The following is a 24,017-nucleotide window of genomic DNA, read 5'->3' on the forward strand; positions in this document are numbered from 1 at the left end:
GCCCGCCTGCCCGATAGCGGCTCCGCCTTATTCGGTAAGGCTTTCCTTATTGCGCTCACGCTATCGGGTCACGCGCTATCGGGCAGGACATGCAGCGTGGGCCGCCTCGGCCGGAGCCCAGTTCCGAGCCCGCGATCGGCAGCACCTCGACTCCGGCGTCTTCGAGCCGCGCGTTCGTTTCGGTATTGCGCTCGTAGCCCACGACCACACCGGGCGCGAGGGCGAGCGTGTTGTTGCCGTCGTCCCACTGCTCGCGTTCCGCGGTGACCGGGTCGAGCCCCGTGTCGATCACGCGCAGTTTCTCGATGCCCATCGCGTCGGCGGCCGCGTGCAGGAACGGCTCCGGACCGCTGACGGTCAAGGAGCCGTCGCCGCCGGGGCGCATCGTGAAGGCGACCAGCGAGTCGCGCGCGAGCGGGTACATCACCACGGCGTCCCGGTCGACCATCGTGCACACGGTGTCGAGGTGCATCGTGGCGCGTTCCTGCGCGATCGGCACCGCGAGCACGGTATGCGCGAGATGGTCGGCGAACACCGAGCGCGCGAGCGACTCCGCACCGGCCGCGGTGGTCCGCTCACCGACCCCGACCGCCAGCACGCCCGGGGCGAGCAGCATCACATCGCCGCCCTCGACCGGCGCCGAATGCGCCCCGTAGGCGCGGGCCGCGCGGCGGAACCGCGGATGGTAGGCGTAGATCAGATCGAGCAAGGCCGTCTCGCGGCGGCGGGCCGGCATCGCGAGCGACGAGATCGCCACCCGGTCCGCGATCCACACCGACGAGTCGCGCGTGAACAGCAGGTTCGGCAGCGGATCGACGGCGAAGTCGTGCGGGTGATGCATCTTCCGCACCAGCGAAGCGCCTTCGGCGGCGGGCAGCTCCTCGAAGGTGACGCCGCAGGTCAGCACTTCGGCAAGGGTGGCCGCATCGACTCCCGACAGGTGCGAGCGCAGTGTGTCCGCGAGCGCCTGGCCGAGCCGCAACTCGTCGACGGCGGCGTGCACTCCCGCGGCATGCGCCCGGTCGTCTTCGAGGGCGGCCCGGAGCACCTCGGTGAGCAGGAGCACCTCGACGCCGCGGCCGCGCAGCACCTCGGCGAACGCGTCGTGCTCCTGCTGTGCGCGGTCCACCCAGGGGATCGAGTCGAACAGCAGCTGGTCGTTGTTGCGCGGGGTGAGCCTTTTTAGCTCGTTACCCGGCCGGTGCAGCAGGACGGCGCGCAGCGGCCCGACCTCGCTGTCCACCCGTGGTTCGGTCATGGCTCGCAGATTACGGGAGGAACGGGAGTTTGCCCTTCAGCAGCGAGTATCCGACGAACGACACCACGTCGAGGAGCGTGTGCGCGACGATCAGCGGCCACAGCCGGTTCGTCCGTTGCCATACCCGCCCGAACACCAGCCCCATGATCAGGTTACCGACGAACCCGCCGAAGCCCTGGTAGAGGTGGTACGAACCGCGCAGTACGGCCGCCGCGAACAGGGCGGTGTTCTCGCGGAACGCCAGCTGCCGCAACCGGGTCAGCAGGTAGCCGATGACGAGCATCTCCTCGGCGAAGGCGTTGCCGAACGCCGAGAGCGTGAGCACGATCGGGCGCCACCACGTGTCGCTCAGCGTCGAAGGCGCGACGGCGAGGTTGAAGCCGAGCTTCCAGGCGACGAAGTACAGCGCGAGCCCGGGAATCCCGATCAGCGCGGCGAGCCCCGCTCCCCACAGCGCGTCGCGGCCGCGCCAGGTCAGGCCGACCGACTTCAGCCGGATCCCGGCCCGCACGAGCAGGTAGGCGCCGAGCGCACCCCAGCCGACGAGTTGCGCGACGCTCAGCAGTTGCGCCAGCAGGTCGATCAGGCTGAGCGCGGCCTGCGGCGCGTTGAGCGCGACGTGCTGCTTGCTGAGCGGGGTCGGCTGGAGCAGTGAGTCCAGGAGCGAGAGCAGGCTGCGCGCGCCGGACAGGCCGAGGGTGATCCCGAAGACGATCAGGATCTCCAGCTTGATGCGGCGCCGCTCAGGCTCGTCGCCGACCTGTTCGGGCAGGTCGGGACGTTCCGGACGTAACCAGTCGCGGGCGAGTGACGTCACGCGCGCACGCTACCGTTCGTACTCATGGCACCGAAAATAGCGACGGCGGACCGGGTCGGACGTGAAGAGTTGCTGGAGTTCCTCCGTCCCCGCCACCGAGCCATCCTGATGACCACCCGCGCCGACGGCACCCCGCAGCTTTCGCCGGTCACCGCCGGCATCGACACCGACGGCCGGTTCGTGGTCGCCACCTATCCGAAGCGCGCGAAGGCGGTCAACGCGCGCCGCAACCCGGCGGTGTCGGCGTGCGTGGTCTCCGACGAGTGGAACGGGGCGTACGTCCAGATCGACGGCCGGGCCGAGGTGCTCGACCTGCCGGACGCGCTGGAGCCGCTGGTGGAGTACTTCCGGTGCATCTCCGGCGAGCACCCCGACTGGGACGAGTACCGCGACGCGATGCGGAAGCAGAACAAGAGCCTGATCCGGCTCACGATCGACCGCTGGGGCCCCATCGCCACCGGGGGTTTCCCACCCGAAGAGACTGACTGAAAACGGCTTGCATAGCGGTGCGGGCAGCGGAACCTCAGGCGGCCCACCGCAAGCGGCTCCGCCGCTTCGAATACAAGCTAGCCCCGCCGCGAGCGGAACGGGCAGCCGACGAGGCGGCGCATCTCGCTCCCGAGTTCGGCGGGGTTCGACACCGGCCGTGAGAACGCCAGCCGGACGTCGTGATCCTCGCCCTCGGTTTCGATCCGCAGGCGCAGGCCGAACCGGTCGAGCCCGAGAGGGCGGATGCGGCCGCCGCGCAACTCGCCGGGGACGTGGCGGGCCAGGCTCGCGACCACGTCGGCGTGCTCGTGTGCGAGATGCCGCAGCCAGGTGGTCTCGTACTCGGCGAATGGGTCCGGGCTCGCCGCGCTGAACACGTGCGGGCGCAGCGAATGCGTGCCCTCGGCGTCCGCGAGTACGAGCGAGGCCGGGGTAAGGCGCAACAGGCTCGCCCCGTGCCCGAGGTCGAGCAGCCTCGGGTCGGGGCGGGTCTCGGCGACCGCGACGGCGCGGGCGCGGGCGGCGGCCGGGCCGAGCGGCCGGAGCCAGCCGGTGATCCACAGCAGCCCGCGCACCGGCTCGCGCAGGTCGACCGGGGCCTGATCGGTCAGTTCGAACATGACGGCGACCTCGGCTTCGGCCGCCCTGGCCAGCAACGGGTCGTCGTCGCCGAGCAGGATGCTCACGCTCCCGCTCGCGTGCACGTGGTGCAACTCGGGCACGACGCGTGCACCGCCGGCGTGCCTGGTCGGCATGAGCGAACCGGGGCACGCGCGAGCCGCGATGGTCTTCGCGCGCTCGGCCGGGGCCGGGGCGGGCGGGCGCCGGATGGAAGTCTCGGTCACGAGGCCACCTCCTAGTTAGGTGAGCCTAACCTGAGTTCTGGAAAAGGGGAAGTCGGGGCGGCAGTGTCCGCCTTGCGGACCCGTTTGTCCGGCTGCCGTACGCTACTAGCGTGTCCCTTGTGTCAAGCGCTGCGGAACTCACGCCCCCCGGCCCCCGTGGAATTCCTTCTCTCTTCGCGCGGCTCGTAGACGACTCGGCGCTGTTCCCCCCGGGAACGGCGACCATGACCGAAGCGCTGCGCGCGCATTTCGCGGCGATGACAGGCGATCATGCCGGGCTGCTCGGTGTCTTCCTCTGCCAGGCCTCCCGGTTGCCGGAGCTCATCACCGAGCTGATCAAGGTGAAGCCGAAGCAGCCCCTGCCGCTGTCGCTGATCATCGACACCGGGCTTGGCGGCGTGCCGAAGGCGATCTCGATCGTCGAGTCGCGCAGCGAACTGCTGTCCCTGCGCATGGTGGAGATGCCCGCACCGTCCGATGTGGACGAAGTGTGGCTCGAGCGGGTGTCGGAGTTCGTGCCGGAGGACGTGATCCGGGTGGTCGAGCCGCGCCGGGGCGTCGGCTGGCTCGACGGGGTGCGCAAGGTGATCGAGCACGGCAGCTGGCCGAAGATCCGCTGCGGTGGCGTGTCGACCGAGAACTTTCCCAGCATCGACGAGGTCGCCGATTTCCTGGCGGTGCTCGGCGGCGCGGCCGGTGCCTCCTTCAAGGCGACCAACAGCCTGCACCGCGCGGTCCGTCACGACGACCCGGAGACCGGCATCGCGCACCACGGGTTCCTGAATCTGCTGGTCGCCGTCGGCCGGTGCCTCTCCGGTGGCGACGTGCGGGAGGCACTGGCCTCGACCGACGGGCAGAAGCTCGCCGACGAGGCGAGTGCGTTGTCGGAGCAGGCATCGAAAGCCGTCCGCGCGCTGTTCGCCTCCTACGCCTCCGCGACCTTCGACCAGCCGGTCGCCGATCTCAGGGTGCTCGGACTGCTGTGACCGCCGAGGGGTCGCTGACCCTCGATCGCGGGCTGGCGTTGCTGCAGGCGGTGGCCGACGCGGGTGGCGAGGCGGCCACGATCTCGGAGCTGGCCGCCAGGATCGGCGCGAGCCGCGCCGCCGTCTACCGGCTGCTCGTCCCGCTGTCCGCCCGTGGCCTGGTCCGGCGCGACGGCAACAAGGTGCGGCTCGGGGTCGCCGTGCTGCGGCTGGCCGGCCAGGTCGTACCCCAGTTGCGTGAGGTGGCCCGGCCGGTGCTGCGGACGCTCGCCGAGACCTCCGGCGCGACGGCGCATCTGTCGATCGCCGAGGGTGACGAGATCGAGTCCGTCGCGGTGGTCGAACCGTCGTCGACGAACCTGCACGTCTCGTACCGGGTCGGCACCCGGCAGCCGGTTGGCGTTGGCGCGGCTGGCAAGGCGTTGGGCCTGCGCCAGGGCGGGCGAGGCTGGGCGACCGCTTCGGAGCGCGGGGTCGCCGGGCTCGCCGCACCCGTGCGAGGTGTACCCGGGCTGCGGGCGAGTGTCGGCGTACTGGCGCTGGGCACGATCAAGGCGGAAACCGTTGGACCACAAGTACTCGCGGCGGCCTCGGAGCTGGCGGCCGCGTTCAGATAGCGCTTACCGCCTGCCAGAGCGCGACCAGGGCGAGGCACGCGAAGGTGAACCCGGCAATGCGCTGGATCAGCCGTGGCTGGATCCGGCTGCGGATCTTTTGGCCCAGCAGCACGGCCACGCCCGCCACCGCGATCAGTGCGGCGAACGCGCCGACGCCCACGGCGACCGGCGCGCCGTAGCGGGCCGTCAGCCCAGCTGTCGCGAGCTGTGACGCGTCGCCCCATTCGGCGGCGAACAGCACGCCGAACGAGGTGAGCGCGGAGCGGAAGAAGGTTACCGGACGCGGCCCGGAACGCGCCGCGTCCTCGCTCCCGTCGCGCACGGTGGAAAATCCCTCACGCAGCAACAGGACGGCGCCGAGGCCGAACAACACGGCCACCACGCCGGCCACCACGTTTTCCGGCAACAATGCCAGCACATGGCCGAACAGCACGGCGACCGCGCATTGCACCCCGAATGCGACGGTGACCCCGGTGAACACCGGCCACGCCCGGAACCGGGTGGTCAGCACGAGTGTCGCGACGAGTGTCTTGTCCGGCAATTCCACGGCCAGGACCAGCGCGAACGTGCTGATGAGCGCCAGCAGTGAGGCATCCATATCGGCTTTGGCTCCCCTTTCACTGCAACGATAAAGGGGAATCACCGAGAATGCCAGCAGATGGGAATTGCGAATTGGCGGTCGAGGGTCGATGGAATTTGTTTTTCGGTGCGCCGAAACAATTTATGAGGCTAGCTAGTAGCTCCTTGATTCGCGGGGCGCTAGTTCCGGTTGTGACGATTCGGAACGATCGCCCCGGTTGTCCAGGACCTAGGTCCTGCCAAGATCAGGACCCCGGGACCTGATGGCCGATCGCGCGTTCGAGCAGGCTGGACGGCGTGGACGTACTCCAGCTGGCGAGATGGCAGTTCGGGATCACGACCGTCTACCACTTCCTCATGGTTCCGCTCACGATCGGGCTGTCCGTGCTGGTCGCGGGCATGCAGACGGCGTGGGTGCGGACCGGGCACCGGCGTTACTACGAGATGACCAGGTTCTGGGGGAAGCTCCTGCTGGTCAACTTCGCGATGGGCGTCGTGACGGGTCTCGTGCAGGAGTTCCAGTTCGGGATGGCCTGGAACGCCTACTCGCGGTTCGTCGGCGACGTGTTCGGCGCGCCGCTCGCGATGGAGGGCCTGGTCGCGTTCTTCGTCGAGTCGACCTTCCTCGGGTTGTGGATCTTCGGCTGGGACCGGTTGCCGAAGAAGGTGCATCTGGGGTGTGCGTGGGCGTTCTCGCTCGCGACCGTGGCGTCGGCGTATTTCATCCTCGCGGCGAACTCGTGGATGCAGCATCCGGTGGGTGTGGACTTCGTCGACGGGAAGCCGACCATGCGGTCGATCGGGGCGGTGCTGACGAACAGCACGGCGCTCGCCGCGATCCCGCACACGATCGCGGGTGCGTTCTCGGTGGCCGGGGCGTTCATCGTCGGGGTGGCCGCATGGCACCTGTGGCGCAAGCGCAAGAGCGACGACGAGCACCGCGCGACGTGGCGAACCTCGCTGCGGCTCGGCGGCTGGGTCGGTGTGGTCGCGTTCGCGGTGCTCACGATCACCGGTGACACGCAGGGCAAGCTGATGTTCGAGCAGCAGCCGATGAAGATGGCTTCGGCGGAGGCGTTGTGCCATACCGAACAGCCGGCGAGCTTCTCGATCATCGCGATCGGCAACGTGAGCAAGCAGGACTGCGAGGACGTCAAGACGTTCACCGTGCCGGCGCTGCTGTCGTTCCTGGCGCACAACGACTTCAAGACGAAGGTGACCGGTGTCGAGGATCTGATCGGGCAGTATCAGGCGAAGTACGGCACGAACTACCCGGACGACCCGGCGCTGGGCAAGCTGGCCGGCAAGCCGATCGACTACACGCCGAACCTGCCGGTGACGTACTGGGGTTTCCGGGCGATGATCGGCTTCGGCGCGATGTCGGCGGGGATCGGGGTGCTGGCGCTGTGGGCGACGCGGCGTGGTCGCATCCCCGAGTCGAAATGGTTCCCCCGGCTCGCGCTGCTGAGCATCGCGGCCCCGTTCATCGGTAACAGCGCCGGCTGGATCTTCACCGAGATGGGCCGCCAGCCATTCGTCGTGGCGCCGAACCCGTCGGGGGTGGACGGGGTCTGGATGTTCACCGCGCAGGCCGTGTCGGACCTGTCGACGGGGGAGCTGTGGACCTCTTTGCTCGCGCTGACCTCGCTGTACGCGGTGCTCGGGGTGGTCGAGGTGTTCCTCATGCGCAAGTACGTACGCGGCGGGGTCGAAGGCGTGCTACCGCCACCGCAGGAACCCAAGCACGACAACGACGAACTCGCCTTCGCCTACTAGGACCAGCGAAATGTGGATAACTCCGGGATCTGTGCACAAATCTGTGGATAACCCTGTGGAAGGTGTCCGATGAGCCTGGAAACGCTGTGGTTCTGCATCATCGCGCTCTTCTGGCTCGGCTACCTGTTCCTCGAAGGCTTCGACTTCGGCGTGGGCATGCTGCTGCCGATCCTCGGCCGCGACGACACCGAACGCCGGGTCATGATCAACACGATCGGACCCGTCTGGGACGGGAACGAGGTGTGGCTCATCGTGGCCGCCGGTGCGATGTTCGCAGCCTTCCCGGACTGGTACGCGTCACTCTTCTCCGCCGCCTACCTGCCGCTGCTGCTCGTGCTGCTCGCGCTCATCGGGCGCGGCGTCGCGTTCGAGTACCGCGGCAAGGTCGACTCGCCGCGATGGCGCCGCAACTGGGACCGGGCCATCATGGTCGGCTCGTGGATCCCGCCGCTGGGCGTCGGGCTCCTGCTCACCACCACGGTGCTCGGCCTGCCGCTCGACGCGCGCGGCGACCGGATCGGCTCGGCGTTCGAGACCATCCGCTGGGACACGCTGCTCGGCGCGCTCGCCGTAACCGGGTTCTCACTCGTGCACGGCGCCGCCTTCCTCGCCCTCAAGACCAGCGGCGAGTTCCGGGAGCGGGCCCGCCTGCTGGCCGTCCGGATACTGCCGGTCGCGCTCGCCCCGCTCGCCGCCCTCCTGCTGATCGTCCAGCTCCACGAGGGTGCACTGTGGACGATCGGGTCGCTCGCGATCTCCGTCTGCGGCGCGTTCTTCGCGTGGCGCAAGCTCGCCGCCGACCGCGACGGCCAGGCCTTCGCCGCGCTGGGCGTCACGCTCGCGGCAGCGGCAGTGACCCTGTTCGGCGCGCTCTACCCGGACGTGCTGCCGTCCACCGTGGATCACGCGAACTCGTTGACCGTGGCGAGCGCGGCGTCGAGCGACTACACGCTGAAGGTGATCAGCTGGGTCGGCGCGTTCGGTGCCCCGGCCGTGCTCGTCTACCAGGGCTGGACGTACTGGGTGTTCCGCAAGCGGATCAGCACCGCGCACATCCCGCCGGTGCACACCCCATGAGGTTTCCCGGACGCACCACCCTTCCCGCCGAAGTGTCCAGAGTGGACACAGTGCGCCTGGGAAAGGGGCCGCTCGGCGCGCTGCCGGCTCTGTCCGTAGCCGCGCGCCGGGCGCTCGCCCTCGCCGCCGTACTCGCCCTGCTGAGCGCCGCCGCACTGGTGGCGCAGGCATTCCTGCTCGCATCGGCCTGCGCGACGATCGTCGCCGGGCACGTCCCGGAGACGGCCGAACTCGCCGCCATCGCCGCGATCGTGCTCGGCCGGGCGCTGATCACGTGGGCGATGCGGGTGGTCGCCGCCCGCGCCGCCGCCGGAGCCAAGGAGGAACTGCGCGCCAAGGCCGTCGACCACGCGATGCGCCTCGGCCCGGAATGGGTCGCCGAACAGGGCCCGGCCGAGCTGACGTCCTTGGCTACCAGAGGACTCGATGCGCTGGACGCCTACTTCACCGACTACCTGCCCGCGCTGGTCACCGCCGCGGTCGTGCCACTCGGTGCGGGCGCCGCGATCCTGTTCGCCGACTGGCCGTCCGCAGTGATCATCGCGCTGACCGTGCCCCTGCTCCCGCTGTTCGCGATCCTCGTCGGCAAGTACACGGCGGCCCGCTCGGCCGCCGCCACCGACGCGCTGCACCGGCTTTCCGGGCAACTGCTGGAACTCGTGCGCTCGTTGCCGGTCCTCGCCGCCTTCCGGCGCGCCGAAGCGCAGGCGGAGACGGTCCGGCTGGTCTCCGACCGGCACCGCCGTGCCACCCTGAAGACTCTCCGGGTCGCGTTCTCCTCGGCGTTCGTCTTGGAACTCGCCGCGACCCTGTCCGTCGCGCTGGTCGCCGTGCTCATCGGGGTCCGGCTCGTCTCCGGCGACCTGCCGCTGGCGATCGGGCTCGGCGTGCTGATCCTGGCGCCCGAGTGCTACCAGCCGCTGCGCTCGGTCGGGGCGGCGTTCCACGCGAGCGAGGACGGGGTCGAGGCGGTCCGCCGGGTCGCGGACGTCCTCGCCCAGCCCCTCCCGCCCACCGGCACGGTGGACCCGGAGCGCGGCGAGGTTCGCGTCGAGGGGCTGCGCGTCGCGCGACGGAACGGGTTCGCACCGGACGGTGAGTCATTCGTCGTGCGTCCCGGCGAGATCACCTGGCTGCGTTCGCCGAGCGGCGCCGGGAAGTCGACGACCCTCGCGGTCCTGCTCGGTTTCGTCCAGCCGGCCGGCGGTCGGGCCACTGTTTCGGATGTCGATCTGACGAACATCCGGATGTCAACATTCAGACGGCAGACGGGCTGGGTGCCGCAGTCGCCGGTCTTCACCTGCGAAACGGTGCGTGAGGAGCTGGCCGGTGCGTCGCCCGAGCTTCTCGCCGAACTGAATCTCGCGGGGTTCGAGTCCGCGCGCCTGGACCAGCTGTCGCTGGGACAGCGGCAACGGGTCGCCGTCGCGAGAGCTCTGTCGCGCGACGCGTGGCTCCTGCTGTTCGACGAGCCGACCGCCCACCTCGACGCCGCGAATGCTGCCAAGGTCATGGCCGCGATCGAGGCCGCACGGCGCCGGGGCGCCGCGATCCTCATCGCCGCCCACGAACGTCCCGAAGCCACCGCGGTCTCCGGCGGCTCGCGGGCGGTGCTCCCGGCAGACCGGACCGTCCGCGCGTCGAGCCGGGTGCGCGGGCTGGTGGGTAAGCGCTTCCTCGGCGGGGCGGTGCTCGGCGCGCTCGCCTTGGTCGCGGGGCTCGCCCTGACCGCGACCTCGGGCTGGCTGATCGCGAAGGCTTCCCAGCAGCCACCGATCCTCACCCTGACCGTCGCCGTGGTCGGGGTGCGCGCGTTCGGCCTCGGCCGCGCGGGCCTCCGCTACGCCGAGCGCCTCACCACGCACGACGCGGCCTTCCGTATCGCCGGGCGGCTGCGCGTCGAGCTGTGGCAGACCCTCGTCCGCCTCGGCCCCGCGCACAGCCTGCGGCACGGCGAAAGCCAGCGGCGGCTGGTCGCCGACGTCGACACCGTGCGCGACCTGCTGCCCCGCGTGCTCACCCCGCCGCTGATCGCCGGGATCGTGCTCGCCTGCGCGATCGCGGTGCAGGCGGTGCTGGTGCCACCGGCGGGACTCGTGCTCGCGGTCGCCGTGCTGATCGGTGCGGTCGCCGGTCCGCTGCTGGCATTGCGGCTGGAACGCCGCGCGACCTCATCGCTCGCACAGGGACGGCGCGCCGTGCACGCGAAGGTGTTCGAACTGTTCGAGCGCGCGGCGGAACTGCTGGCCTTCGACCGGTACCGCGCCCGCCGTGCCGACCTGGCCGCGACCGATGCCGGGCTGGTCGCCAAGGCGCGCCGGCAGGCGTTCGGCGCCGGCGCGGCCGACGGCCTGATCGTGCTGGTCACCGGCCTGGCGGCGGTGACCAGCACCTGGCTCGCGGTCGGCCGCCTGTCGCCGGCACTTGTGCCCGTGGTCGCGCTGGTGCCGCTCGTGCTCGCCGAGGTGCTCGCGTTCCTGCCGCCCGTCGCACAACACTGGGACACCCTGCGCGACGCCCGCGCGCGGCTGGAAATCGAGACACCGCCGGTCCGGCGACCCCAGCACGGCGACCACGTCGTCCTGCGCGGCGACATCGCTTGGCCGGATGCCCCGCCCGTGCTGCGAGACGTCGATCTGGAAATCCCGGCCGGGACACACGTCGCGGTGGTCGGGGAGTCAGGCGCGGGGAAGTCGACGCTGCTGGCCGCGCTCCTCGGCTTCCTCACCCCCGAGCACGCGAGCGTCCCCGCGGAGGTCGCGTGGGCACCGCAGGACCCGTACCTGGTGTCGACGACCGTCGCGGAGAACCTGCGTCTCGCCGACCCGCGGGCGAGCGATGAGCAACTGACCGAAGCCCTGCGCCTGGCGTGCCTCCCGGACCTGGAGCTCGACACCGTGCTCGGCAGCGCGGGCAGCGGGCTCTCCGGCGGCCAGGCCCAGCGGCTCGCGCTCGCGCGCGCTCTCGTGGCGGCGCCGAAGTCGCGGCTGGTCCTGCTCGACGAGCCCACCGCGCATCTCGACGAGCCGACGGCGCGGGCGCTCCGCGCGAACCTGTGCGCCGCACTCGCCGGGCACACCGTGGTGCAGGTGACGCACCATCCGGACGAAGCGGCCGCGGCGGACGTCGTGCTCGAGGTGTGCGACGGTCGGGTCACCGCCCGGGTTCCGGAAGGCGTCTACGCTTGACCTCGCTCATGGAACCGACCCTCGCCGCGCACGCGCTGTCCGCGGCCACCGACATCACGACAGCCGCGCTCTCCGGCGACGAGCCCGACAGCGTCCTGGCCTCGGCTGTGCAGAAAGCGGTCGAGTTCGCCAGGGCCGACCTCGGCCTGATCATGGTGCGCACGGACGACGGCGGCGTAGCCGTGGAAGCCGGGTACGGGTCGCAAACCGCCGAACTGCGAGGGTTGCTGCTGCCCGCGAACTCCGCCGCGGGACAGGTCGCGCGCGGCGGGGAGACCGTGGTGACCGACGATTTCACCGTCGATCCCCGCACGGCGCCGCACGTGCCGGCCGAGTTGCGGGAGTACGGCCCGTTCGCGGCCGTGCCGTTCGGTGCGGGCGGCCGGGTACTGGGCTCGCTCGCCGTCTACCGCAGCCACGGTGCCGAGGGCTTTTCCGCGGGCACGGTCGAGGTGCTGAGCGCGTTCGCCGCGCAGGTCGGCGTGGTGCTGGCGCTGGCAGAGGGCGCGAACGCGCGGCACCGGGTGACCCTGTACGAGGAGCGTGAGCGGATCGCGCGCGAGCTGCACGACGTGATCGTGCAGAGGTTGTACGCGGCGGGTATGCAGCTGGACCGCGTGCGGCGGCGGATGCGCAAGCGGTTCGCCGGCACCGACGCGGCCCGGCTCGGCGACGCGATCGACCAGCTCGACCAGACCATCGAAGAGATCCGCGACACGGTACACAGCCTGCGGTCGCCCGCGCCGGAGCCGGAGGAGAAGCCGCAGACGGATCTCGCCGAATCGGCCCGGGGGGAGGTGCGCATCGCCGAGGAGCTGCTCGGCTTCCCGCCGACGCTCGAGCTGTCCGGAGAGTTCGCCGACATCCCGGCCGAACGCGCCGACCACATCCGCGCCGCGCTGCGCGAGGCACTGTCCAACGTGGTCCGCCACTCCGGTGCCAGCGAGACCCGCGTGACCCTGCACCGCGACGCGCGCGAGATACGGCTTCGCGTGCGGGACAACGGGTCCGGCGTGCCACAGGGCGTCGCGACGCGGGGCCTGCGGCACCTTGCCGAGCGGGCGAAGAGCGCGGGCGGGAAGTTCTACCTCAACTCCTCTCCGAGTCTCGGCACGCTCGTCGCGTTCGACCTGCCCCTGGACCCGGACAAGCGGGCCAGCTGATCCCGGGACGCCGCGGCGACCTCGGCCGGCACGCCGAGCTCGCCCAGCATGTCCGCGGCCGCGGCCATCTCCGTGGTCCGGCGCTCGGCGTGCCGGTAGGAGCCGGTGACCAGCCTGTCCACTGTGGACTCGTTCGCGGTGGACAGTTCGTGCACGATGATCTCCCGCAGCCAGTCCTCCAGCCCCGCGGCGCGAGCGGCGGTCAGCGCCTCCACGACCGCGGCCGACATGCCCTTGAAGAACACGCTGCGCAACAGCTTCCGTTCCGCGGCGAGTCCCGCTTCGCCCGCGATGACCTCGACCGAGGCACCCAGCGAGCGCAACAGGGTGGTGGCGGCTTCGGCGCCCGGACCGCTCGCGAGCATGGGGACCCGCAGGCCCTTGCCCGGTACCGGCGCCATGATCGCGATGTCGGTGAACGGCACCGCGCCCGCGATCGAGGCGAGTTCGCGCTTGAGGCCGGGTGAGGCGGTGTTGAGATCGGCCCAGATGCCGGTCGTCTTGGGCAGGCCGGCGCGCAACGCGTCGACGGCGGCGGTCGCGCTGTTCACGCTCAGCACCAGGTCGGCGCCGTCGGCGGCCTCGGCCTCGGAGGAGGTGTCGACGATGCCATCGGTGGCCGGCACGGCCGGGTCGTAGCCTCGTACGGCGGCGCCGGCGGCGACGAGATCGCGCGCGATCGCGCCGCCCGCCTCCCCCAGGCCGAGTACCGCGATCGTGGCTGACGTTCCGGACATAGCAGACTCCTTGTGCGACGGGCTTACGATCGAGTAGACGGTGTCCGCGACAAAATTGTCAACAATCCGGGGTTGAGGAGTGGGAAGCGGTGACGGAAGCCGAGGCTGAGCAGCCGGTGGTGGTGGCGATCCGCGAGGCGATCGTGAGCGGAGAGTTCGTGCCCAACCAGCGGCTGGTCGAAGCCGACCTGTCCGCCCAGTTCTCGGCGAGCCGCGCGAACGTGCGCGCCGCGCTGATCGAACTCGCCAACGAGGGGCTCGTCGAACGGGTGCAGAACCGGGGCGCCCGCGTGCGAGCGGTGTCGATCGAAGAGGCCGTCGAGATCTCCGAGGTGCGGATGATGCTCGAGGCGTTGTGTGCGGCGAAGGCGGCCGAGCAGATCACCGAGGACGAGATCGCGGAACTCGAGCAGTTGGGGACCCGGATGAGCGAGGCCGTCGCCGCCGGTGACGTAGTCGGCTACAGCACGCTCAACCAGCGGCTGCACCTGCGGGTCCGGGAGATCGGCGGCCAGCGGACCGCGGCGCAGGTGCTGGAGCGGCTGCGTGGCCAGAGCGTGCGTCACCAGTTCCGGCTCGCGATGCGACCGGGGCGGCCGTCGGTGTCGTTGCCCGAGCACCTCGCGATCATCGAGGGCATCTGCGCGCACGACCCGGAGCGGGCGCAGGAGGCGATGCGCGCGCATCTGGAAAGCGTGATCAAGGCCCTCCGTGAGACGGACACCGCCCCGGCGCAGTTTGGCACTTGACGGCTGTCGCCAAGATTGTTAACAATCTGGTCGGAAATCGGCGCACCTGGATGCGGCGGGAAACGCAAAGGAGCGACCATTGACCGACCACCCAGAGCCCTCCACCCACGCCCGCGAACTCGTCAAGGGCGCGTACGACGTGCACATCCACGTCGCACCGGACGTGATGCGGCGGAGGATCGACGATCTCGCGCTGGCTGGGCGGTTCGAAGCCGTCGGGATGGCCGGCTTCGTGCTGAAATCGCATTACGTGCCGACCGCGGAACGCGCGGAGGTGGTGCGCCGCGCGCATCCGGGTATCGACGCGCTCGGGGCGATCACCCTTAACGCCTCCGTCGGCGGGCTCAACCCGATCGCGGTCGAGATCGCCGGCCGTGGCGGCGCCCGGTTCGTCTGGCTGCCCACAGTGGACAGTGCGAACCAGCGCCAGTGCCAGGCCGAGGATCCCGAAGGCGCGAAACCGCCGATGTGGGCCCGGCTCCAGGCCGATCTCGCCGAGGCGGGCATGGCGGCCGATCCGGTGGACGTGCTCGACGCCGACGGCAAGGTACTGGACAAGACGCGCCAGGTGCTGCGCCTGATCGCCAAGCACGACATGACGCTCGCGACCGGACACGTCCACCAGGACGAATCCGTGGCGGTGATCGACGCCGCGCTGGACGAAGGGGTGCGCCGCATCGTCGTCACGCATCCGGAGTTCACGTCGCAACGCATCGGAGTCGAGCGGCAGAAGGCCCTCGCCGGGAAAGGTGCGCTGCTCGAACGCTGCTTCACCACGCCGTACACCGGCAAGGTCGAGTGGGACGTCTGGTTCGGCAACATCCGCGCGGTCGGGCCGGAGCACTCCGTCATCTCCAGCGACCTCGGCCAGCCGTTCAACCCGCCGGTCGAAGACGGCCTCGCGCTGTGCGCGGATCGGTTGCTCGGCCACGGTTTCAGTGACGAGGAGATCCGCCTGATGATCGTCCACAACAGCCGCCGGCTTGCCGCGGCCGAACCGCTCCCGGACGCGCCGGAGCGACTCCGGTGACGGCCGTGCTCACCGCGGACGCGGTCACGAAACAGTTCCCCAAGGGCGACACCGCGACCGTCGCGCTGAGAGAACTTTCCGTGAGCATCGAAGAGGGCAGCTTCGTCTCGGTGCTTGGCCGCAGCGGTTGCGGCAAGTCCACGCTGCTCAACATGCTCGCCGGCCTCACTTCGCCGACCGCCGGCGAGATCCGGTACCGCGACCGGCGTCTCGGCGGGCCCGACACGAACATCGGCTACCTGACCCAGCACGACACCCTCATGCCGTGGCGTGACGTGCGGCGGAATGTCGAGATGCCGCTGGAAATCCGTGGTGTTTCGGCGAAACAGCGCAGGCCGGTCGCCGAGGACCTGATCCGCCGGGTCGGGCTGCAGGGGTTCGAAAAGCATTACCCGCGAGAGCTTTCCGGCGGTATGCGCCGCCGGGCGAGCCTCGCGCGGATGCTCGCCGGCGAGCCGGAAACCCTGCTGATGGACGAGCCCTTCGGCGCCCTCGACGCCCAGTTGCGTACGGAACTGCAGGAGGAACTGCTCCGGCTGTGGCAGGGCAGCGGGCAGACCGTCGTGTTCGTCACCCACGACATCGAAGAGGCGCTGACGCTGGGGGACCGGGTCGTCGTGCTCGGCAAGATCGGCCGCGTGCTGCTCGACCGGCCGATCACGCTCGCCCGGCCACGCTCGGCCGACGATCTGCGGATCGATCCGGATTTCGTTGCGCTGCACCGGGAACTGTCGGCGGCACTGAAGGAGGGGCAATGACCCTGACCGCGACCGAGTCCGGGCCGGTACGGATCGGGCTCGAACGAACCTGGTGGCAGCGGCACGGCACGTCGGCCGTCGTCTGGTCGCTGCGGATCGGGTTGCTGGTGCTGATCCTCGTGCTGTGGCAACTGGCCGCCGACCGCTGGATCGACAGCACGTTCACCAGCAAACCGACCGAGATCGTCAAGCGCCTCGGCGAGTGGAGCGCCGACGGTACATTGTGGACGAACAGCTGGATCACCGTGCAGGAGATCGTCTACGGCTTCCTGCTCGGCGCCGCGGCCGGTGCGATCGCCGGGTTCGTGCTCGCGTCGATGAACCTGATCTACCGCGTACTCGACCCGTTCGTGATGGCACTGTACTCGATCCCGAAGGTCGCGCTCGCGCCGCTGTTCATCGTGTGGTTCGGCATCGGTATGCACATGAAGGTGCTGCTCGCCGCGGCCACCGTGTTCTTCCTGGTGTTCCTCAACACCGCGGCCGGGGTGCGCGAGGTGGACCGCGGGCTGATCGACGCGGTGCGGCTGATGGGCGGCAGCCGCGGCGACATCGCCCGGCGGGTCGTGCTGCCCGCGTCGATGACCGGGGTGCTGACGGGGCTCAAGGTCTCCATCCCGTACGCGCTGATCGGCGCGGTGATCGGGGAACTCGTGGCGTCGAACCGGGGGCTCGGTTACCTGATCAACGATGCGGCCTCGCAGTTCGACACCGCGGGCGTGTTCGCCACCCTGGTCGTGCTGAGCGTCATCGCGGGCGTGCTCAACGTATTCGTCGGGCTGATCGGGCGGCGCGTGAACCGATGGAAGCCGCTCGATGACTGACCGCCGGACGATCTTGAAAGCGTTTTCCGCGGCCCCGCTGCTACTGGCCGCGGGTTGCGCGACCCGCGAATCCACCACCCCGCCCGGCGTGCTCAACGTCGGCCAGATCAGCAACTCGGTCGCCTTCCTGCCGCTGTTCATCGCCGAAAAGCAGGGCTATTTCAAGGCGGAGGGCCTGACTCTCGGCGCCAGGCCCGAACTGGGCACCGGCGCGAAAGTCGCCGCCGCGCTCAAATCGGGCAGTATCGACCTGGGTGCGGGCGTGATCACCGACGCGTTCAACCTCGCCAAGATCGACGACGGCATGCGGATCGTGACGAGCCTGGTCACCGAGTACTACGTGGACATCGTCGTCCCGCCGTCGCTGCCGGAACCCGCCTCGCTGAACGAAAAGATCCAGGCGCTGGTGGGAAAGAAGATCGGCATCACCGGGCCGGGGAGTGGCACCGAAGCGCTCGTCAAGTACCTGTTCGGCAGCATCGGCCGCGACGCGGCGAAGGACGCGACGCTGGTGAACCTGGGCGGGACGATGACTTCCGCGATCGGTGCGCTGAAAGCGAACCGGGTGGACGCGCTGTCCTTCTTCCAGCCGATCGCGCAGCAGGCCGCCGCCGCCGACGTCGGCAAGACCTACATCTCGCCCGCGCGCGGCGACGTGCCGAGCCTGCGCGGCGCGTTGCACGGCGTCGTGTTCAGCACGACGAAACTGCTCGATCGCAAACGGAACGAACTCGCCGCGTTCGAGCGCGCGATGGGCAGGGCGCTCGCGGATGTGCACGGCGATCCGGCGCACGCCAGATCCTTGCTGGGCCAGTACCTCAAGACCACGAATCCGAAGGCGCTCGACGCGCTCGTCCCGATCCTGCGGAAGGAGATGCCGGCGACACCTCAGGTGCGGCGCGCTTCCTACGACACCGCGCGAAAGTTCCATTTGGACAGTGGGTTGGTACGCAAGGCGCCGGCCTACGACGCGGTCCTGTACGAGCAGGCCGCGGTCTAGGAACTCACCCCTTCGACGGTTTGGAGGACCGTCCCGAGCAGGCCCGCGAGTTCGGACCGTTCCGGTTCCGACAGGTTCTCCAGTACGGCGCGTTCGGATTCGAGCTGCCGGGGCAGCAGGTGGTCGATCAGCCGGACACCCTTGGCGGTCAGCCGTACCTGAACGACGCGGCGGTCGCGCTCGCTGGCCGTGCGGGAAACCAGTTCCGTGCGCGCGAGCCGATCGAGGCGTTTGGTGATCGCCGCGCCGGAGGACAGCATTTCCCGGCTGATCTGACCGGGATTGAGCACGGTGTTGCGGCGCAACGCGCACAGTACGTCGAACTCGGCCCTGGTCAGATCGTGCCCGGCGAGCAGGTCGTCGGTTTCGCGGCGGATCAGGGAGGCGAGCCGCAGTACCCGCCCGATCACGGCCATCCCGGAGGTGTCCAGTTCGGGGCGTACCTCCCCCCATTGCCGCTGTGCTCTGTCGATGAGATCACTCACCGGAAATATGCTCCTTCGCCCCAGTCTTTTCACTCGTGCGGGATGGCGGCGAACATAGCCCGGTTCGTTTTCGTGACCGCAGGGCGTACCGTTTTGTGACGGAGAGTGAAGGGACTACTTGTCGCGCCGCGCGACCCACGCGGCCGCCTGGGTCCGGCGCTGCATGCCGAGTTTCGCGAGTACCGAGGTCACGTAGTTCTTGACCGTTTTCTCCGCCAGGAACAACCGTTCCGCGATCTCCCGGTTGGACAGCCCGTCGCCGATCAGGTGCAGCACACTGCGTTCGCGTTCGGTCAGCTTGTCGAACGCGTCCTCGTGCGGGTGGCGCAGCTTGTCGAGTACGCGTGCGGTGGTCAGCGGGTCGAGCAGGGAGCGCCCGGCCGCCACCTCGCGCACCGCGTTGACCACGTCCTGCCCGCGAACCTGCTTCAGCAGGTAACCGGCGGCGCCCGCCATGATCGCGCCGACCATGGCCTCCTCGTCGTCGAACGCCGTCAGCACGAGGCACTGCGGTGGGTTCGGCCTCGAGCGCAGTTCGCGGCACAGCGTGACCCCGTCGCCGTCACCGAGCCGCACGTCGACCACCGCGACGTCGGGCTCGACATGCATGGCCACGGCCAGCGCCTCGTCCGCGCTGCTCGCCTCCGCCACGACCTCGATATCCGGTTCGTCGGTGAGCAGTTCGCGCAGCCCGCGCCGGACCACCTCGTGATCGTCGACAAGCAACACTTCGATGGCCATATACCCAGGCTATCCCGCCCAGATCCGCCTTGACGGGCCCGCGGGATCGGGTTCGACGGAGACCTCGAGGTCCCACCGGCGAGCCAGGCGCGCGCGTGGTCCGCACCAGAGGAGTCACGCACCATGGCTTACCAGAACGCGGTTCGGATTGACGGGTCAGCGGCCGCAGGGCTTGCCATGGTCCACGGCGTGGGGAGGCCGCGGGCAGTCCGGGGGCGGTGTCGTGGTCGTGGTGCGCCGCGTGGTGACGGGCCCGGGCGGGACGGTGCTGCCCGCCTGTGCCACCGGCTCGGTCGCCGTGGACGGTGCCGACGACGGCGCGGGCGCGTCGATGTTCCCGTTGCACGGCGGACCCCACAGACCCTTGCCACCCGTGCGCGCCGCGGTCTCGGCGGCTTCGAGGGCCGGACCGTATCCGGCGGACAGCGCGTCGGGCGCGTATTTCGCGTATCCGCTCTGCAGGGCGATCGTCGAATAGTTCGCGCCGTCGTCGAGCGTGATGAATGCCACGGTGCCGGTTGGCGTTTCGAGCGTCTTCATGGTTATTTGCTTTCCGATGAGGAACGAGCCGGCCCAACTCGCTGTTTCGACGGAGTAACAGTTCGTGGCGAGCGGCAGCGCGATTCCGGCGGCGCGCACAGACGTTTGCCGCCCGTCGACGGTGGTCAGGTGGATCAGGTCGCCGTCGACACCGGTCACCGTGTACGTCGTGACAGGCGGGGAGGTGGTCGTCGGTGCCGAAGCCGCAACCCCGCTGAGCGCGGCGTTTCCCGGCGTGGCCGGTCTGCCGACGATCGTGGCGACGGCGAACAGCAGCACGAACGCCCCCAGCGTGACCTTGAGCCAGGTGGGTACGCGTCTTTTCCGCACGTGAGCTACTCGTTTCCCGGATCAAGTCCGTTACGTTTTCGTGCCCGTTGGCGATTAGCGGGGCAATGGTAACTTTCGGCGCTCTGCGGTTGGCCCGGGACGGCCGGTTCCCGGTATCCGGTACGGAATTCACCGCAGTCGATTTCCGGACCACCGGCCTGCGACCGGGGCATGTCGTCGAGATGGCCGCCGTCCGCACGCGTGCGGACGGCACTGTGCTCGCCGAGTTCACCACGCTGGTGAACCCGGGCTGGCACGTCGAGCCCGGGCCGGCGACCCTGCACCATGTCAGCCGCCGCGAGCTGGACAACGCGCCGGAGTTCGGTGACGTGCTGGGGGAACTACTCGACCTGTGTTCGGGAAGCGTGCTCGTCGCGCACAACCTGCCCGTCACGCTGGAGTTCCTGGACGCCGAGCTGCGGAGACTGAACGTGCGGCTGCCGAAACTGCCCGCCGTCGGCACGCTCGACGCGGCCCGTGAAGCGCTGCACCTGCCGAACGCGCAGCTCGCCACCGTCGCGGACGCGCTGGGGATCAAGGACTTCCCGGGGTTTCTGGCATTGGCGAACGCGCGGACGGTGGCCGGTGTCGTCACCGCACTCACCGGCACGCATCGCCTCGCGTTCACCGAGGAGCCCCGGTGCCCGCAGCTGCCCCAGTTGCCGGTCAGCGACCTCGTGCTGCCGCGAGGGGCCGAAAGCGTGCCGGAGCGTACGTGGCTGGCGGAGCTCGCCGGTCGTGCCTGGGTCGCCGGAGACGATCCGGTGCACGAGGCCTACCGCGAGCTGCTCACGGCCGTGCTCTCCGACCAGTACGTTTCGTCTGACGAAGTGCGTGACCTGGCGGAACTCGCGGCGGACGCGGGGATCGCCGTCCGCCAAACGCATCTCGACTTCGTGGCCGCGATGCGGGACGCCGCCGAGGAGGAGGGCACCCCCGCCGAGACCGAAGCTCGTGACCTCATGCGCATCGCGACCGCGCTCGGCGTGCCCGAAGCCGCACGCAGCCTGCGGACCGAGGAAATTCCGCGGATCCCGGTGCGGGTGCTGGTGCTGGGCGAGGCGGCCGGCTCGGATGCCCTGCGCTCGGCGATCCTCGGCGCCGGACTCGAGCTCTGCGGGGAACTGACGTCTTCGGTCACGCACGTCGTCGTCGCCGACGACGTGCCGCGCAACGATGCTCGCCTCGCCCAGGCCCGCGAGCGGGGCCTGGTGGCCCTCGACGTGGCCGCCGCGTGGACGGCGCTGGGCCTGAGCGAACCGGCTCCGGTCGCCCCCGGGCCCGCCGTGGCGCCCCGGCAGGTCTGGGCCGCGCGGGCACTGATGGGCGCCGGGCTGCTCGTGATGCTGTTCTCGCTCCTGGCCCTCGTCGGCGGCGCCCCGTTCGCGGGCGCGCTGGTGCTCGCGGTGTTCGGCGTGGGCGCGTTGTGCCTCGGCTGGTACTTCAGCGAACCCGGAGTGAGCACCTGATGCCTGTCCGGATTGACATATGGCCCGTGTGAGGTGCGCGTCCTCCATCCGTGCGCTCTGAACGCATGCGGTATCACTGTGTGTATGTCGCCGATCCCCGAGCTCCAGCAACGGCAGATCGTTCGTTGGTGTGAACGGCGCGTTCCGGCGGACAAACGGATCACCTCACGCTGGCGTGGGCGCATGGTGACCCTCGTGGAAAGGCGCCCGGACTGGTCCGGTGACGCGCTCGGCGAGCGGCCGTTCGCGCAGCTGCGGTACGGCATCGACGGCCTGTGGACCCTGTACTACTGGTCCGAGGACCTCGGCCGGTGGCGCAAGTATCCGCAGAGCGTCCGCGAGAACTCGCCGGTGCCGCTGCTGGCCGATATCGACCGCAGCGCCTCCGATGGATACTTCTTCACCTTGCAGACTTGACTGTCCGTGTCCGTAACCAGGCGAAATCAAACGCTCGTGGGTGACGGTGCCACACCTTCGGGTCGGGCAGGATAGGCCCGTGAACCCGGCCCCGGATCTGCGCGCGTACCTGCGCTCGCTCGATGCGGAGACGTTGGCCGAACTGCTGCATGCGGAAGCCGAACGTGACTCCCGGTTACGGCAGGAGCTGACGCGGCGTGCCGCGGCCGCGAGCAAGGTCGGCCCTGCGCTCGACATGGTGCAGCGGCTGCTTGATGCCGGCACCCAGGCCGATCTCACCCCGCTCGCGCGCCGCATGCTCGAGGGCCTCGACGGCGCCACCGCGGCCGAGCGGCGCCGGGCCATCGCGCTGTACGCGCAGGCCTGCGCGACGCATCCGCCCGCGCCCGAGCCGCTCGCCGACTGGATCGTCGGCACCACGTTCCATCGCCCGGACTGGCCGCGGATCGACCTGGCCGCTTTCGCCGGGGCGCTCGGGCAGGCCGGCCTCGCCCGTGTCAAGTCCATTGTGGACGGCGTACTCGCCGGGCGGCCGGGGCCCGGCCGCGATATCGCGCGCCGGCTCGCCGAACAACTCGCCGAAGTCACCGGCGACGTCGACAGGCTGCTCGAGATCCTGGCCTCGAAACCGCCGACGCGCGAGGTCGACCTCCGGATCATCCGCGCGCTGCGCGCGGCGGGCCGCCACGGCGAGGCGGTCGCCCACGCGGCCAGGACGATGGTGCACCGGGAACGCCCGCGCGGCGGGGCGCTGGCCCTGCGGCGCGCCGAGTTCCGGCGCAACCCCTGCCCGGCCAGCTATTCCGCACTGCGCGAGGTTGCGGCCGGGCGCTGGCCGGAGGAGCGCGCGGCGGCGCTCGAAGCCGTCGCCGAGGGAGAACCGGCTGAGGCCATCCCCGCCTACCGGCTGTATGTCGAGGAGTTGATCGAGCACAAGGATCCGTCGTGCTACCGGGAGGCGGCCAGGGCGCTGAAGGACCTGCGCGGCCTGCACCGGCGCGCGGAAACCGGCGACGAGTTCACCCACTACCTCGCGGATCTGCTCGAGACGCACAAACGCAAAACCCGCCTGCTGATCGAGGTCCGTAACGCCCGGATCGCGATCCCCAAGACCAGAACCGCCAGCATGAGCGCATGAACCCCGGGTGCGGGCGAGGCCTTGCGCGGGTAGGCCAGGATGTGCGCGTGACGGATCTCCGGGGCTACCTCCGTTCGCTGGACGCCGAGACGCTCGCCGGCCTGCTGCACGAACAAGCCGAGCGTGACCCGGAGTTGCACGCGCGGTTACAGCTGCGAGCCACCGGGGAGGAACCCGCGGACCTGCTCGAACGGCAGGCGGGGTCGGGGGAGGCCACGAAGATCGTCGCCGTGCTGGACACGCTCCAGCGGCTGCTCGACGGCGGCACACAGGCCGACCTCGCCCCGCTGGCACGCCGTACGGTCGACCGGATCGTCAAGGCGCCGCAGGAAGATCCGGCCGTGTTGCGCCGCGCCGCCGGGCTATACGCACGCGCCTGCGCCGCCCGGCCGCCGGCCGATCTCGCCGGCTGGATCGCGGACACCGCACTCGGGCACGGGGCCGATGTGGACCTGGCCGATTTCGCACAAGCCTTGGGCGACAAGGGGCTCGCCCAACTGAAGTCCGTTGTGGACAAACACCGCGGCAGCGCGGCGGAGCGGCTCGCCGAGCAGTTGGCGGAACTATCCGGTGACGTCGACACGTTGCTCGAAATCCTTTCGCGCCAACCGGAAAGGCTCGATCTGCGGGTGAAGGTCGTGCGTGCGCTGCGAAGCGCCGGCCGCAACACCGAAGCGGTCGCGTACGCGGCCCGCGCGCGCCATCAGGACGAACAGGATCCGGACGCGCTCGTGCGCGCCCTGCTCGCCGAGGAGCGCTTCGGCGAAGCGCTGGTGATCTGCAAACGGCACGTCGATCACCTGATCGAGCAGAAGAGCGCGGCGCATTACGAGCAGGCGGCGAAGTTGCTACGCAAGATCCGCCGGCTGTACCGGCAGGCGGGCACACCGGAGGAGTTCACCCCCTATCTCACCGAACTGGTCACCGTCCACAAGCGCAAGGCCCGGCTCATCGCGGAGATCCGGCAGGCCAGGATCGCGCTGCCGAAGGGGTGACGGCGGCGC

At 70.1% G+C, this 24,017-nt stretch carries 24 protein-coding genes; 16 read left to right on the top strand and 8 right to left on the bottom strand.

Annotated elements, in window-relative coordinates; translation table 11 throughout:
- Positions 1-55: 55 nt before the first annotated feature.
- Positions 56-1,258 (bottom strand): arginine deiminase, encoded by a 1,203-nt coding sequence (locus FG385_RS09920; RefSeq protein WP_139096341.1) that lies wholly within the window; start codon positions 1,256-1,258, stop codon positions 56-58.
- Between the two features lie 10 nt (positions 1,259-1,268).
- On the bottom strand, positions 1,269-2,075 hold the full coding sequence (locus FG385_RS09925; protein WP_139096342.1) for a CPBP family intramembrane glutamic endopeptidase: 807 nt from the start codon (positions 2,073-2,075) through the stop codon (positions 1,269-1,271).
- A gap of 24 nt (positions 2,076-2,099) precedes the next feature.
- Here FG385_RS09925 and FG385_RS09930 point away from each other — a divergent pair, with 24 nt between their 5' ends.
- A complete protein-coding gene (locus tag FG385_RS09930; protein WP_139096343.1) occupies positions 2,100-2,564 on the top strand; it encodes a PPOX class F420-dependent oxidoreductase in 465 nt (154 codons plus the stop codon).
- 77 nt (positions 2,565-2,641) lie between these two features.
- Here the strand turns inward: FG385_RS09930 and FG385_RS09935 are convergent, their stop codons facing one another.
- Positions 2,642-3,409 (bottom strand): DUF2470 domain-containing protein, encoded by a 768-nt coding sequence (locus FG385_RS09935; protein ID WP_200834383.1) that lies wholly within the window; start codon positions 3,407-3,409, stop codon positions 2,642-2,644.
- A gap of 224 nt (positions 3,410-3,633) precedes the next feature.
- Here FG385_RS09935 and FG385_RS09940 point away from each other — a divergent pair, with 224 nt between their 5' ends.
- Both FG385_RS09940 and FG385_RS09945 read left to right on the top strand, forming a co-directional pair.
- Positions 3,634-4,395: a hypothetical protein gene (locus FG385_RS09940; RefSeq protein WP_139096344.1), complete on the top strand. Its 762-nt coding sequence runs from the start codon at positions 3,634-3,636 to the stop codon at positions 4,393-4,395.
- Positions 4,392-5,012, top strand: coding sequence for an IclR family transcriptional regulator (locus tag FG385_RS09945; protein ID WP_139096345.1), 621 nt, complete (start codon positions 4,392-4,394; stop codon positions 5,010-5,012). The genes FG385_RS09940 and FG385_RS09945 overlap by 4 nt, the downstream gene beginning before the upstream one ends.
- Here FG385_RS09945 and FG385_RS09950 read toward each other — a convergent pair.
- Entirely contained in the window at positions 5,005-5,610 is a 606-nt protein-coding gene (locus FG385_RS09950; protein WP_139096346.1) for a TMEM165/GDT1 family protein, read from the bottom strand. The two genes, FG385_RS09945 and FG385_RS09950, sit on opposite strands and share 8 nt — an antisense overlap.
- 278 nt (positions 5,611-5,888) lie before the next feature.
- Here FG385_RS09950 and FG385_RS09955 point away from each other — a divergent pair, with 278 nt between their 5' ends.
- The 4 genes from FG385_RS09955 to FG385_RS09970 all read left to right on the top strand — a co-directional run bounded on the left by FG385_RS09955 (position 5,889) and on the right by FG385_RS09970 (position 12,795).
- Positions 5,889-7,367 carry a cytochrome ubiquinol oxidase subunit I gene (locus FG385_RS09955; protein ID WP_139096347.1) on the top strand — a complete coding sequence of 493 codons (1,479 nt, stop codon included), beginning with the start codon at positions 5,889-5,891 and terminating at the stop codon, positions 7,365-7,367.
- A 69-nt stretch (positions 7,368-7,436) separates the two neighbouring features.
- Entirely contained in the window at positions 7,437-8,444 is a 1,008-nt protein-coding gene (gene cydB, locus FG385_RS09960; RefSeq protein WP_139096348.1) for a cytochrome d ubiquinol oxidase subunit II, read from the top strand.
- Positions 8,441-11,632, top strand: coding sequence for a thiol reductant ABC exporter subunit CydD (gene cydD, locus FG385_RS09965; RefSeq protein ID WP_139096349.1), 3,192 nt, complete (start codon positions 8,441-8,443; stop codon positions 11,630-11,632). The genes cydB and cydD overlap by 4 nt, the downstream gene beginning before the upstream one ends.
- Positions 11,633-11,640: 8 nt before the next feature.
- Positions 11,641-12,795 carry a GAF domain-containing sensor histidine kinase gene (locus tag FG385_RS09970; protein ID WP_139096445.1) on the top strand — a complete coding sequence of 385 codons (1,155 nt, stop codon included), beginning with the start codon at positions 11,641-11,643 and terminating at the stop codon, positions 12,793-12,795.
- Here the strand turns inward: FG385_RS09970 and FG385_RS09975 are convergent.
- Positions 12,717-13,532 (bottom strand): DUF1932 domain-containing protein, encoded by an 816-nt coding sequence (locus tag FG385_RS09975; protein WP_139096350.1) that lies wholly within the window; start codon positions 13,530-13,532, stop codon positions 12,717-12,719. The two genes, FG385_RS09970 and FG385_RS09975, sit on opposite strands and share 79 nt — an antisense overlap.
- A gap of 89 nt (positions 13,533-13,621) precedes the next feature.
- Here FG385_RS09975 and FG385_RS09980 point away from each other — a divergent pair, with 89 nt between their 5' ends.
- From FG385_RS09980 to FG385_RS10000, 5 genes are all read left to right on the top strand, one after another.
- Positions 13,622-14,281, top strand: coding sequence for a GntR family transcriptional regulator (locus FG385_RS09980; protein ID WP_139096351.1), 660 nt, complete (start codon positions 13,622-13,624; stop codon positions 14,279-14,281).
- A gap of 79 nt (positions 14,282-14,360) precedes the next feature.
- Entirely contained in the window at positions 14,361-15,311 is a 951-nt protein-coding gene (locus FG385_RS09985) for a DUF6282 family protein (RefSeq protein WP_139096352.1), read from the top strand.
- On the top strand, positions 15,308-16,069 hold the full coding sequence (locus FG385_RS09990; protein WP_139096353.1) for an ABC transporter ATP-binding protein: 762 nt from the start codon (positions 15,308-15,310) through the stop codon (positions 16,067-16,069). The genes FG385_RS09985 and FG385_RS09990 overlap by 4 nt, the downstream gene beginning before the upstream one ends.
- The gene (locus FG385_RS09995; RefSeq protein ID WP_139096354.1) at positions 16,066-16,893 is read left to right on the top strand and encodes an ABC transporter permease; all 828 of its coding nucleotides are present in this window, start codon (positions 16,066-16,068) and stop codon (positions 16,891-16,893) included. Before FG385_RS09990 ends, FG385_RS09995 begins: the two co-directional genes overlap by 4 nt.
- Positions 16,886-17,893, top strand: coding sequence for an ABC transporter substrate-binding protein (locus FG385_RS10000; protein ID WP_139096355.1), 1,008 nt, complete (start codon positions 16,886-16,888; stop codon positions 17,891-17,893). Before FG385_RS09995 ends, FG385_RS10000 begins: the two co-directional genes overlap by 8 nt.
- Here the strand turns inward: FG385_RS10000 and FG385_RS10005 are convergent.
- From FG385_RS10005 to FG385_RS10015, 3 genes are all read right to left on the bottom strand, one after another.
- A complete protein-coding gene (locus FG385_RS10005; RefSeq protein WP_235022482.1) occupies positions 17,890-18,378 on the bottom strand; it encodes a MarR family winged helix-turn-helix transcriptional regulator in 489 nt (162 codons plus the stop codon). The two genes, FG385_RS10000 and FG385_RS10005, sit on opposite strands and share 4 nt — an antisense overlap.
- 114 nt (positions 18,379-18,492) lie before the next feature.
- Complete coding sequence (locus tag FG385_RS10010) at positions 18,493-19,119, bottom strand: response regulator (protein WP_139096356.1); 627 nt, start codon at positions 19,117-19,119, stop codon at positions 18,493-18,495.
- A gap of 156 nt (positions 19,120-19,275) precedes the next feature.
- Positions 19,276-19,989 (bottom strand): thermonuclease family protein, encoded by a 714-nt coding sequence (locus FG385_RS10015; protein WP_139096357.1) that lies wholly within the window; start codon positions 19,987-19,989, stop codon positions 19,276-19,278.
- A gap of 65 nt (positions 19,990-20,054) precedes the next feature.
- Here FG385_RS10015 and FG385_RS10020 point away from each other — a divergent pair, with 65 nt between their 5' ends.
- From FG385_RS10020 to FG385_RS10035, 4 genes are all read left to right on the top strand, one after another.
- Entirely contained in the window at positions 20,055-21,458 is a 1,404-nt protein-coding gene (locus FG385_RS10020; RefSeq protein ID WP_139096358.1) for an exonuclease domain-containing protein, read from the top strand.
- Between the two features lie 84 nt (positions 21,459-21,542).
- Complete coding sequence (locus FG385_RS10025) at positions 21,543-21,875, top strand: DUF3024 domain-containing protein (protein ID WP_139096359.1); 333 nt, start codon at positions 21,543-21,545, stop codon at positions 21,873-21,875.
- A 79-nt stretch (positions 21,876-21,954) separates the two neighbouring features.
- Positions 21,955-23,013, top strand: a complete 1,059-nt coding sequence (locus tag FG385_RS10030; protein ID WP_139096360.1) for a hypothetical protein — start codon at positions 21,955-21,957, stop codon at positions 23,011-23,013.
- 47 nt (positions 23,014-23,060) lie between these two features.
- Complete coding sequence (locus FG385_RS10035) at positions 23,061-24,008, top strand: hypothetical protein (RefSeq protein ID WP_235022484.1); 948 nt, start codon at positions 23,061-23,063, stop codon at positions 24,006-24,008.
- The last annotated feature ends 9 nt before the right edge of the window (positions 24,009-24,017 follow it).

The organism is Amycolatopsis alkalitolerans, assembly GCF_006152065.1.
In the GTDB taxonomy this organism is placed as follows: domain Bacteria; phylum Actinomycetota; class Actinomycetes; order Mycobacteriales; family Pseudonocardiaceae; genus Amycolatopsis_E; species Amycolatopsis_E alkalitolerans.